The sequence below is a fragment of the Paenibacillus sp. GL_099_B genome (genome assembly GCF_057835695.1).
In genome coordinates this window covers 4,106,853-4,119,338 of the sequence record NZ_CM174430.1, presented here as the reverse complement: position 1 = coordinate 4,119,338, position 12,486 = coordinate 4,106,853, and the positions used below count along the sequence as shown (strand labels likewise).

Sequence of the window (12,486 nt, the reverse complement as noted above, 5' to 3'; positions counted from 1 at the left end):
TATACAATGATGAACATAAATCGATATAGAGTTGGAGGTTTAAACATGCCCCGAATAGCCCCTTTGGCCTTTCAAACCAACCCAGTGAATTTCATTCGGCTTCAGCCCGACCAAGAGGCAGAACCGGGGATCTGGAATGCGTATGAAGAATGGCTTGATCAAATTTGGCCCGAATGTGTACAGAATGATTTGCTTCCTTTTTATATGGTCATTGACGGTACGCATGGTGCCGCATTCAGCGAATGTCTGGAAATACTTCGGTCGCGCTGCCACCTAGAGAGCAGGGTTTTAATTGAAATAGACAGCGCTGATTATTTAAAGTCTTCTGCAGATTTGCTTCAGCAGTTTCACCCTTATCTGACGGATAACCGTGCTTTTGGCGTTGTGGCCTCGGACGTCAGCGTTGAGAATTATTTCCGGCCACATGCACAGCCGGCCTGGCTCAGTGATGTAGACGATCAACTGCGGCTTTCTCATTCCGCTGAATATGCAGTGGCCCAGTCGCCAAAGGCAGATCAGATGGCCCCCATCGTTGTGACCTTTGGGCCAGGCTCCGGTTTCCTTTCTTCAGCATCGGGTGCGGCCAACGTTTCTCTTTTTTGCGACTTATCCAGAGAAGCTCAGCAGAACCTGCATCAGCAGGGGATGGGTTCCCTGGGGTTAGGTCCTTGCCGGGATACGGTCGAAACCTATAAACAGGCCTTGTTTCTGGAATGGCCCGTCTGGGAGGAATATCGCAAACGCCACTTGTATGACTTTGACTACTATGTGGATACGAACAACCGGGAACTACCCGTTTTGGTCACCGTCCCTATGCTGCGCCGACTTTTGGCTTCAGCAGCCCAGCAGCCTTTTCGAGTAAAGCCGTTTTTTGCACCGGGGATTTGGGGCGGACAGTATTTAAAAGAACTATGCGACCTGCCTAAGGATTGGAATAACTGCGCATGGGGGTTTGAACCTATCGCACCGGAGAACACGCTATTAATCGGTTATCGGGATTTTATAGTGGAGCTTCCTTTCCCGCTGCTGTTGTCTGCTCATCCAGAAGCAATTATGGGCGAGCGCAATGTCCAACTGTTTGGCGACTATTTTCCGATCCGGTTTGATTATCTCGATACGATCGACGGGGATCATCTGTCTTTGCAGGTCCACCCCCAGCAGGCTTACATCGAGCAGACCTTCAACGAAACGATGACGCAGCAGGAATCCTATTACATTATGGAACAGAAGGAGGGCGCCAAACCTTTTGTGGGACTGGGTTTCACAGAGGGCACAACCGGGGAGGATCTGCTTCAGGCGGTTGAATCTGCCCACACTTTGGGAAAACCGCTGAAGATCCCAGAATATGTGAACATTTGGGAAGCGAGTAAGGGTGACCTTTTTCTGATCCCGCCGGGAGCCGTACATTTTTCGGGCAAAAACAATCTGGTGCTGGAGATCTCTTCGACAACCTGGTGGTTTACCTTCAAAATATACGACCATTTGCGGCTAGACAGAGACGGACTGCCGCGTCCGATCAACGGCGATCATGCCAGAGCCAACATGCAGGAAGAGTTTGACACTGATTACGTTCAGAAGCATTTGATAGCGGTTCCAAAGGAAAGCCGGGTACAGGGAGACAGCAGGGAAGAGCTGCTGGGCGAACGGGAGGATCTGCTTTTTCAGATCAAAAGATTAAAACTGGACGGAGAGTGGATCGACGATACGGCTGGAGAGTTTGTTATGTTCAACCTCGTAGAAGGCGACCGTGTGCGGCTGACTCCGCTGGATGATGAGGCAGCGGCCGTGGAGTGGGGGTACGCCGAAGCGTATATCGTTCCTGCCTCCGTCGGAGGTTTCCGTCTGGAGTCTCTGGGTGACCGATCGTGCACTCTAATCCGGGCACAGGTTTCGCCAGACTGGAAGATCCCTCTGCTTCCGCATCACTGGAAATCTGGTGAACCTTTATGAACCCTGACGTCACGATTGCCATTGATGCCGGGGGAACCTTTTTGAAGGGTGCCGTTGTACTGAGTGACGGGAATCTTCTACCACAACTTTATGTCAAAAGGTCATCACACTCCGACAGTAGCCCGTATGAAATCGCCTCCAATCTGGCTGGCGTGATCCAGGAGCTTGCCGCTGCATACGTCGCCTACATGGAGAGGCTAAGTACCGATAAAGGGACCCGGGCCACTTTTGCCAATTTTCACATCGGTTTTGCTTTCCCCGGACCTTTTGAATACGACACAGGCGTTTCCCGTATCCAGGGATTGAATAAATACGAGCAGCTTTATGAATTCAATCTAAAAACACTGCTGCGGTGTGAATTAACGGCGCTTGCAGCGGAGCGCACTGCTCCTACATGGATGACCCAGCTTGCCGCCGCAGATATTCGTTTTGGCAATGATGCTGCTCTGTTCGCTATGGGGGTCAGCAGGCTTTTTCCACAGGACAGATTGCTTTGCCTTACATTGGGAACGGGCCTTGGCTCCGCTTTTGTTGAGAACCGGTCCATTGTCAGCGGAAAATGGGGAATTCCCGACTCAGGCATGTTGTATGCCGAGCAATACAACGGAGGAACCGTGGATGATCTGTTCGGAAGCCGAGGGATTTTGGCCTTGGCAGATAGCCATGATGCTCGAAGGCAGGGAGAGGACGTGTACCATCTGGCCATAGCGGCCAGACAGGGAAATTCCTCCGCCATCCGTGTATGGCAGCTTTACGGACAGCGGCTTGGGGAAATGTTGCGTCCGTACGTGGCAGAGTTTCGCCCCGCTCGTCTGATCCTGGGGGGACAAATTGCCGAAACCCATGATCTGTTTGGCAGCGCACTTTCGGAAGCGCTCTTGCCCGAGAGGATTGCTCAGCATAATGAGAAACAAATGCAGGAGCATGTGTTCCACGGGATTTTCCAACTCGTAAAAGGTACCTAATCCACCAATAAAGGAGAAAAAAAGATGACACTCGAACAACAAATCAAACAGGCCGCCATCCCGACGCTTGAACGGAAATGGAAGATATACGTCATTCACCATTCCCATACCGACCTTGGTTATACCGATCGGCAGGAGAAGATTGAACAATATCATATCGATTTTATCCGTCAGGCGCTGCGTATTGTTAATGATGCTCATAACGGCGTAAACCCCGAGTGGAAAGGGTTCCGTTGGACCTGCGAGACCTTCTGGGCCGTGGAGCAATTCCTGAAGCAGGCCGGAGACGAAGAAAAAGGTGCATTTGCCGAAGCCGTGCGACGGGGCGATATCGAGCTGTCCGGCACGTATTTGAATATGACCGAGCTGCCCGACCTACAGTTGTTGAACAAAATACACAGTAAAGCTCAGACATATGCCGGATCTATCGGTCACCCAATAGACAGTGCGATGACGGCGGATATCAACGGCTACAGCTGGGGATATGCCGACAGCCTGCTGGAAAACGGAATCCAACATTTATTCAGCTGTATACATACTCATCACGGCATGTATGCGCTGGGCCGCAAGCAGGCCCCTTTCTGGTGGGAAGCTCCAAGTGGGGAACGCCTGCTGGTCTGGAATGGAGACCACTACATGCTTGGCAACGAGCTTGGCTTCTGCCCTGGTGCGCTTGGCAAATACATGATTCGTGATGAATTCGGCCACAGACTTGTGGAACCGGCGAACATTCATGATCAAATCGCCAATATTCGCATCCACCGGTACTTAGCCCAGCTTGAGGCGGAACAGTATCCATATGATTTCGTGCCGATGATGCTGTCCGGATTGCCCACAGACAACGGATCGCCCAATAGCGCAATCATGGAATGGATCGATGCATGGAACCGTCAAAACGGCGAGGGAATTTCCGTGGAGATGAGTACGTTGAGTGGCTTTTTTGCCCGCTTGAAGGAGGAAGGGACGGATGGTCTGCCTGTGCATAAAGGGGATTGGCCAGACTGGTGGTCGGACGGTGTAAGCTCCACACCGATGCACACTCAGATTTACCGTGACGCACAGCGGACGCTTCGCAAGGTGGAAAAGCTCGACCCTGAACAGAAAAGTGTTAGTCTTCAGGAAACCGAGGCTGTAGAGCAGGCGCTTACTCTTTATGCCGAACACACTTGGGGGTATCACTCCTCTGTTTATGAACCGTGGCACAAAAATGTGCAGATGCTTGAGGTTCGCAAGACAGCTCACGCTGCAGAGGCAAGCAGGCTTGCTTACCGCGCGCTAGATCAGGTGCTGCTTGCCGATAATGCCGCCACCTTGTACCCGGGGCGTCCTTATCGCTTCAAGGTCACGAATCTCTCGGAGCGGGAGGTAACCGAGTTGGTTCAGTTGAAGCTTGAAGGATGGGAACCAGATGAGCTATTGAACGGAGTAGAAGTAATCCGGGAGGACACGGGACAGGTGCTGATCCAGCAGTCAAGCAACCCACAGACGATTATTGCGGAGCTTAAGCTCCAAGGCATGGAGAGCTGCATACTGATCCTGCGCCCAATCCTGGCAGTTCAGAAGAGTCTTTCTTCCTTAACGTCAACCTCCAATTCGAAGCTGATCGGCGCTGACCAGGTGTACGATATGGAGGATATGTATTCCTTAACGACAGGCGGACAGCAAGCGCCGGTCTCCGTTTGCCAAACTGGGCTGGAGTCCCCTTTTGTACGCTTGACTTGGTCGAAAGAGCGCGGCATTATCTCGTGGATCGATAAGGAGACAGGACGCGAACTGCTGAAAGCAGATGATCTGTATGGGGCATTTACACCCATCTATGAGGTGACAAATCCAGCGAACCCTACGGATGCTTCTCAGGTTTGGAGCGTCCGTTCCAAAATGGGACGCAACCGTAAAGGCCTTAACCTGGAGCGTTCGGTTGGTCAGCTCATCTCTGTACGCGCGGTGGATAATGGACCGCTGTATGCTACCGTTGAGCTTGGTTATCAGCTCAAGGGCATCGCCTATTTTTCACTGCATTTGCGGATCTATACCCGTCAAAACCGGATGGATATTTCGGCGCGGTTCCATAAAGAGAGCATCTGGAATCCGGAGAACGTTTATCTGGCTCTGCCGTTCACCCCAGGAGGCACTGGGCCAGTTACCCTGTTTGCCGACAAGCCAGGAGGCCTCGTTCGCCCCTGGAAGGATCAGATTCCGGGAACTTGCCTGGATTATTCCGCTGTACAGTCGGGCATTGCCTGGCAGGATAATGACCGCAGTCTGCTGCTTGCTGTCCCGGACACACCTCTCGTGCAATGGGGAACGCTGGATTACGGGACCAGAAAGGTCCACACGCAGCAAACGCCTGACGCTCAACCGGAAGCTTATGCCTGGCTGATGACGAATTATTGGGAAACGAATTTCAAAGCGACCTTGGGCGGCTTCTATGAGTTTCAATATCATATTTCGGCAGGCGGCAGGTTTTCGGCTGAAGATATGGCCGCAGCTCTGCATGCGTTGAACGAGCCATTTGTGGTTACCCGGGTTAATGAAAAATAAACCGAGTGGAAAAAGCCCTAACTCATTTAAGATCAGGTCAGGCAGTAGATAACACGTAGCAGAGATAGCTTATAGACAATAAAAGAACAACCAGCAGGCTTCCATGTGGAGGTTTGCTGGTTGTTGGCGTTCGGTCTTTTAGTTCGTGTAAGATTTGGCGTTTTTGCTTAATGATGTTGTTAAAGCTGAAATGTATTTAAACCTACTCTTGAGCTGCCTCTAGCTCAGTAATTTGCGCTTTGTATTGCTTCAGAAGGTCGGCAAGGGAAGTTTTGATTGCCGCTTCATCCTTAGCTGTTACAGCATTATTCAAATTACTTTGTGCTAAGAAGAATGCACTGGCAGCTGTAGTACCGCTAAATTGAAGACTTTCAGCATTTGCTATAACCGCGCTTGTTGTTCCGGTTGATTTTTCGTCAAGATTCAGAGGGCTGAGGGCAATTGCCACTCCAGATTCTGCATTCTCAACTAATCCTTTCAGATCCGAACTGCTTGTGGTAATGGAGAAAGACAAGGTGTTCTTATTTTCGGAATTAGGTAATTTTTCGGCTTTTACACTCTCAACTGAGGTAAGTTTGCCTTCCTCAACCTTTAAGGCCTGCATTTCTTTGATCTCACCTGGTTTGGCGTTCTCGGAAACTTTCTTCCATTCGTCAGAGTCTACGTCAACAGCAACCAAAGTGGCCATTACTTGGGATGTATAGTTTTGTGAAAGCAGTTTATTGTAACGGGCCAGCGTTTTTTCCCATTCGCTTACTGTTTCTGGCGCGTACTTTTTGGCCTGCTCCACTGGATTAGCCAATGTAAAGGTCGCAATGGCGGATTTAGCTTCTTTCAAGGTAGCAGTTCCATTTGTAACAGCATTTGCGTTAGCGGCGCTGTCGGCATTCGCGACAATCGGTGCGGAGATCGCAGTGAGCAGCAGGGCGGACAGGGCAACATTTCTGAATTTAAAACTGTAGTTCATTTCGTAACACTCCTTATGGTTTGGTTTGTCTTACAGTTATCAATTTACCGAAGGAGTGTGGCACAATATTGGTGTAATTGTGGAAAAACAATGGCAAAGCTCTTCCCATATATATACCTTTGGTATACTCACTATAGAGAAAAGTACAGGAGGCCCCGTTCATGAATAACGATTACCTCATCGCGGTTGTAGATGATGACGAGAATATACGCACACTGATTCAAGCTTATTTGCACAAAGAGAACTATCGAACGATAGGCCTTGCTAATGCCGAGGATGCCTGGTCTTTATATAGAATAAGTCCGCCGAGCATGTGGGTGATGGACATTATGCTGCCCGGAATGGATGGCTATGAATTGTGCAAACGCATCCGTAATGAAGGAGAGGTACCCATTATTATGATCTCGGCGAAGGATAATGAGGTGGACAAAATACTTGGCCTTGAGCTGGGCAGTGACGATTATTTGGTGAAGCCTTTCAGCCCCCGTGAGCTGGTAGCCCGCATCAAGCGGCAGCTGGAACGTTGGATTAGACTTACCGGTGCGGAAGAAAGAGCTGTTGTAAGCGAAGCGGCGACACCACGAATCAATACGGGGGAGCTTCAATTAATGTTGGAAGAGAGGCGGGCCATATGGCGAGGGGAAGAAGTGGACCTGACCAGCAAAGAATTTACCATGCTCAAGGTACTGGCTGAACATCCGAATCGTGCGTTTACGAGGGACGAGCTGCTCAGTTTTGTCTGGGGAGAAGATTATTTTGGCAGTGACCGTGCCGTGGATCATTTAATTAAGCGGATTCGCAAAAAGATTGAGGAACTTCCCGTCGAGTCGGTGTGGGGACACGGGTATCGTATGCGTACAGATCGGAGTGAAGTTTAATATGAAACTTGTTCATCAAATTAATCTTGCGTTCGGATTGTCACTGGTTCTGATCCTCTCCGTCACGGCTGTTTTACTTCATTATGTGCTGCTGGATCATTTCATTGGGACAGAGAAGAATGATCTCAAGACGTTAAGTGCGGCGATGTCCGCTTCTATAACGAAAACGGGGGATCTCACAATGAGTCCTGTACTTACCACTGGAACTGCTGTCACAATGCCTAATTTGAATATTACGGGTATGCAGTCCGTCCAGTTGGTAACGGGAGAGGCTACGAGTGCTCCTTCAACACTCATTCCTGCGGATGTTGAAGCCTTTGTCACTGATTTTAACGGAAATGTGCTGTCAGGGACTTTGTCTGTGAGTGGTACAACCGGAATGGCGAGCAGTAACACATTGACTGAAGCCGTACCAGCAAACTTGTCGAAATACACAGCGGTCACTTCATCCAGCATCAAGGACCTGTGGAAGGGGACCGATGGGCGTTATGTGATGGATGTCAGTCCCATCCCCCAAGGAACCCTGACTCTGTTGACTCCTATGAGCAAGATCAAAGCAATCGAACAGGCGCTTCTGGGGCGTCTCATCCTGGTGATCTGTATTGTTGGAGCCATGATGTTCCTGCTCAGTTTGTTTATTACGAAAAGGCTGATTCAGCCATTGATGAATCTAAAGCAGGAACTTAAGAAGGTCAAACAACGTCATTTCACGGATGTGCAGCTGGTCAAGGCTGGCGGTGAGATTGGAGCTGTAGCACAGACGGTATACGAGATGGCTGGTGAACTGAACAGGTTCAATGAGGTGCAGAAGCAGTTTTTCCAGAATGCTTCTCATGAGCTGAAGACCCCTCTGATGTCCATTGCAGGCTATGCGGAGGGCATTCGAGATGGGATCTTTGAAGGTGAGAACGTTCGTAAAGGGCTGGACGTGATCCTGGGGGAGAGCGGCAGATTAGGAAAGATTGTTACCGAAATGACGCTGCTCGCGAAGCTGGATAGTGAAGAGGATATCTTCAAACCTTCCAAGGTCAGTCTGAATGAATTGTTGACGGAAACGTCCGAACGTGTCAATCCGCTGCTTGTAAAGAAAGGACTTACACTCCATATCGCTTGTCCGGAGAATAAGGAGCTGTTCGTCATGGCTGATCAGGATAAACTGCTGCAGGCACTGCTCAACGTCGTGACGAATGCTGCAAGATACGCCAAAGAAGAAATTCACATCACTGTGAACTTGGAAAAAGGGAAGATCGCGCTATCCGTTTCAGATGACGGTCCCGGCTTTCCGCAGGAGCTGCTGCCCACCTTATTCCACCGTTTTGTCAAAGGAAAAGACGGTGAGTCCGGACTGGGTCTGGCGATTGCCCGGGCCATTGTGGAACGCTGCGGCGGGCTGATTCAGGCTACCAACCGTAAGGAGGGAGGAGCTGTAATCTCGTTCGGCTTCCCTGCGGCTCAACGTGTCTGAAAGGAAAGGATGGCAACTATGCCCTTCTAGTTGCACCAAACCTCGAATTGAGAGAAATAGAGGAAATGCTCGAAGGGGTTCGTGTCGCCAATATAAATACTCCGCTTAAGGTGCTTTGTGTTTACTCTGCTCTCCCTGCATATAGGGAGAGTTTTTTTGAGTTTTTAGTACGGATATGATGGGAGGCTGTAGATTTCACCGCATGAATGCTTTGAATTCCCTATGGCAGCAGCGATACCTTATTCATTGTCGCGTTTTTACGGAAATCTAACGGGGCTTGATTATAGAATTTTTTGAACTGATGGTAGAAGTGGCTGACGTTCTCAAATCCCGCTTCCAGTGCAATCTCAAGCACGCGAAGCTCAGTCGTGAGCAGCAAGTTTTTGGCTACATTTAGCCGAAGCTGATTAATATACTCTGTTGGTGTCTGATTCAGATATTGACGGAAGGCGCGGTTCACATGACCAACGCTTCGACCTGACAATTCATAGAGGGCATGAAGACCACGATTCATGTTCTCTTTCAGCTGCATTTTGGAGATCGCATGCTCAAACCATAGCGGGAGAATGGGTTGTTCAATGGTTTCCAGCGCAAAGAAATGCTGCGTCAAGATCTGAATAATCAGACCTTTTGCATATACGCGAGCTTTCTTCTTATCAACGGTGGAGAGCATCATAATCCGTTCAAAGCTTCGAATCATCTCTGTCATTTCTAACTGAGATAACATGGCGATCTGGGGAACGGGTGCCTGCAATAGTCCTTGTGCATACTTCTGTTCATTCAAGTAGGCAAAAGCTTCTTCTATTACTGCAGATCGACAAGGGCTATTCAGAAAACGGCAGTCCTGAGTGCCTTCCGGCTCATAACGGTGAATATCGTGCGGTCGAATAAAGACAAGGCAGCCCGGCCTTAAATGCTGGGTTGTTCCATTGACGATATGTTGGCACTGCCCTTCACTTAGAATGAAGAACTCGTAAAAGTCATGGGTATGCTCGGGTGATACTTTCGATAAGGAATCGACCCAGAATGGATCTACGAGCAGGTCGGGATGGATGTGAGTAGACGCTGTGTATTTGATCATGGCTCGATCCTCTCCTATTGTTATTAATGTCAAAATAGCACACGAATTCCGTGAACACAACATAAGAAAGTATGAAGGCCTCTTGATAGAATGAAATAGATTACAAAGACATCAGGAGGTATCGCAAATGTTGCTTATCGATCTCAATGGCAGGTGGCAAATGAAGAGAGTGGATCATGCCGAATGGCTTCCGGCGACGGTTCCAGGTTCGGTCTTTAATGATTTGCTTCAAGCTGGACAAATGGAAGACCCTTACTACCGCGAGCAAGAGCAGGCGGCACTTGAACTGTGTAATTATGATTATGAATACAAACACTCATTTGAAGTGAACGAAGCGGATCTCAAGCATGACCGGATCATCCTGTTATGTGAAGGGTTGGATACAATTGGTGAATTGTTTCTGAATGGAATGAATATCGCGAATGTAAGTAATATGCACAGTACTTATGAAATCGATATTACCTCCTTTATCAAACAAGGTGAAAATACCATACACATTATTCTTCGTTCCCCTGTGGAGTATGTACTGCGTAAACAAGCGGAGCGCCCGTTGATTAACTGCAGTGATGCAGTAGAAGGAATCTCACATTTGCGTAAAGCACACTCCATGTTCGGTTGGGATTGGGGTCCACAATTACCTGATTTGGGAATCTGGAGGAATATCTCCATTCAAGGCTATGACCATGCCCGTATGGAAGATGTCTACATTACACAGATGCATAGCGAAGGCAAAGTGACCCTAGATGTTCGCGTAAGGGCATCTGGTTGGGTCGAAGAAGAGCGGGAGATCACGGTCACCTTAGATACTCCTTCCGGGGAGACATTGAAAGGATGCACGTCTGTCGTGAATGATGGGGATCATCATATCTGGATCGAAGTGGACCATCCCGAGTTATGGTGGCCGAATGGCCTGGGCAATCAGCCATTGTATCAGCTGAGCGTTGCGCTTATGGAACAAGGCGTGGAGCTGGATCGTGATGATAAGCGCATTGGACTGAGAACATTAACTGTTAAACAAGAGCAGGATCAGTGGGGTGAGTCCTTCGAATTCGAAGTGAACGGTGTATCCTTTTTCTCGATGGGTGCTGACTATATTCCGGAAGATAACATCTTGCCGCGTTGTAACCCAGATCGGACAGAACGATTGATCAAGAGCTGTGCGCAAGCCCATTTCAATACAATTCGTGTCTGGGGTGGCGGACATTATCCGGAGAATTACTTTTATGATTTGTGCGACGAATACGGCTTGATTGTATGGCAGGACTTGATGTATGCCTGCGGTGTATATGAATTGACTGAGGAATTTCAGCAATCGATTACAAAAGAGACCATCGATAACATGAAACGCTTGCGTCATCATGCCTCATTAGGAATCTGGTGTGGAAACAATGAGCAGGAGATGGCTTGGGTCGAATGGGACTGGGCGAAGAAAACATCCTTACAGTTACAAGCAGACTATATTAAGCAATACGAGGTATTACTTCCGGCTATTGCGAAGGAATATGATCCGAACACGTTCTACTGGTTAGCTTCGCCTTCATCCAAAGGCAGCTTTGACAATCCAAACGATGAAAATTACGGAGACATGCATTACTGGGATGTATGGCATGGCAAGAAACCTTTTACCGAATTCCGCACATTGTTTCCGCGCTACATGTCCGAATTCGGGTTGCAATCCTTTCCGAATCACAAGACCATAGAGACGTTTACGTTGCCGGAAGACCGCAATATCTTCTCACCGGTCATGGAATCTCATCAGAAGAATGGTACGGGAAATGAGAAAATTCTGTATTACATTGGGGAGACGTATCGCTTGCCAAAAGATTTCAGTTCCCTGTTATACGCTTCACAGCTCATTCAGGCTGAAGGTATCTCATGTGGGGTAGAGCATTGGCGCAGACATCGTGGACGCTGTATGGGAGCACTGTACTGGCAGTTGAATGATTGCTGGCCTGTTGCTTCCTGGTCCAGTATCGATTACTTTGGTCGCTGGAAAGCACTGCATTATGCAGCCAAACGCTTTTTCGCGCCTGTTCTTGTATCGGCTCGGGAAGATGGTTCGAAGGTAGAACTTCACGTATCGAATGAGAGTAGGAGTGCTGTACAAGGAGAATTCAAATGGAGGCTCATGGATTCGAATTCCAATGAAATCGTAGCTTCTTCAAAAGTAATCGAGTTGAAAGCGTTATCAACATCATTATTCGAACAGCTTGATTTCACTGAGATGCTCGATACAACTGCCAAGAAACGGAATACGTATTTACAGTTTTCCTTTGTGATGGATGGTGAAGTTGTCAGTGAAGGTACAGTATTATTTGTGAAGCCAAAGCATTTTGGTTTTATTGATCCTGCAATTGAGACCACGATGACGGAAGAAGAGGATCGTTTTGTTATTACGGTTGATTCGAAAGCCTTTGCACGGTTTGTGGAACTGGATTTCAGTGAATTAGACGGTATTTTCAGTAACAATTATTTTGACTTGTCAGCAGGTGAAAGAAAGACCATTTCTCTGAGGAAAGATGATCTCAACAGATCGGCATCCCTTGAAGAACTGCAATCACAGCTAATCGTACGCAGCGTATTTGATTTGTAAGTTGTTACTTCGACTTTTCTGATATTGCCAATCCAATCGATAGAAA

General features: G+C 48.5%; 8 protein-coding genes. 6 read left to right on the top strand and 2 right to left on the bottom strand.

Annotation, left to right across the window (positions count from 1 at the left end):
- The first annotated feature begins 45 nt into the window (after positions 1 to 45).
- The 3 genes from AC3ITG_RS18640 to AC3ITG_RS18630 are packed head-to-tail and all read left to right on the top strand — an operon-like array spanning position 46 to position 5,456.
- Positions 46 to 1,950, top strand: a complete 1,905-nt coding sequence (locus AC3ITG_RS18640; RefSeq protein ID WP_489250976.1) for a class I mannose-6-phosphate isomerase — start codon at positions 46 to 48, stop codon at positions 1,948 to 1,950.
- Positions 1,947 to 2,915 (top strand): ROK family protein, encoded by a 969-nt coding sequence (locus AC3ITG_RS18635; protein WP_489250975.1) that lies wholly within the window; start codon positions 1,947 to 1,949, stop codon positions 2,913 to 2,915. Before AC3ITG_RS18640 ends, AC3ITG_RS18635 begins: the two co-directional genes overlap by 4 nt.
- A gap of 24 nt (positions 2,916 to 2,939) precedes the next feature.
- A complete protein-coding gene (locus AC3ITG_RS18630; RefSeq protein WP_489250974.1) occupies positions 2,940 to 5,456 on the top strand; it encodes a glycoside hydrolase family 38 N-terminal domain-containing protein in 2,517 nt (838 codons plus the stop codon).
- A gap of 202 nt (positions 5,457 to 5,658) precedes the next feature.
- Here AC3ITG_RS18630 and AC3ITG_RS18625 read toward each other — a convergent pair whose 3' ends face one another.
- A complete protein-coding gene (locus tag AC3ITG_RS18625; RefSeq protein ID WP_413371971.1) occupies positions 5,659 to 6,423 on the bottom strand; it encodes a hypothetical protein in 765 nt (254 codons plus the stop codon).
- A gap of 161 nt (positions 6,424 to 6,584) precedes the next feature.
- Between AC3ITG_RS18625 and AC3ITG_RS18620 the strand changes: the two genes are divergently transcribed.
- Positions 6,585 to 7,301: a response regulator transcription factor gene (locus tag AC3ITG_RS18620; RefSeq protein WP_489250973.1), complete on the top strand. Its 717-nt coding sequence runs from the start codon at positions 6,585 to 6,587 to the stop codon at positions 7,299 to 7,301.
- Between the two features lies 1 nt (position 7,302).
- A complete protein-coding gene (locus tag AC3ITG_RS18615) occupies positions 7,303 to 8,766 on the top strand; it encodes a sensor histidine kinase (protein WP_489250972.1) in 1,464 nt (487 codons plus the stop codon).
- Between the two features lie 220 nt (positions 8,767 to 8,986).
- On the opposite strand, the gene AC3ITG_RS18610 is transcribed toward AC3ITG_RS18615, so the two are convergent.
- Entirely contained in the window at positions 8,987 to 9,847 is an 861-nt protein-coding gene (locus AC3ITG_RS18610; protein ID WP_413371969.1) for a helix-turn-helix domain-containing protein, read from the bottom strand.
- Positions 9,848 to 9,974: 127 nt separating this feature from the next.
- On the opposite strand from AC3ITG_RS18610, the gene AC3ITG_RS18605 reads away from it, so the two are divergent.
- Positions 9,975 to 12,440: a beta-mannosidase gene (locus tag AC3ITG_RS18605; protein WP_489250971.1), complete on the top strand. Its 2,466-nt coding sequence runs from the start codon at positions 9,975 to 9,977 to the stop codon at positions 12,438 to 12,440.
- Positions 12,441 to 12,486 lie beyond the last annotated feature (46 nt).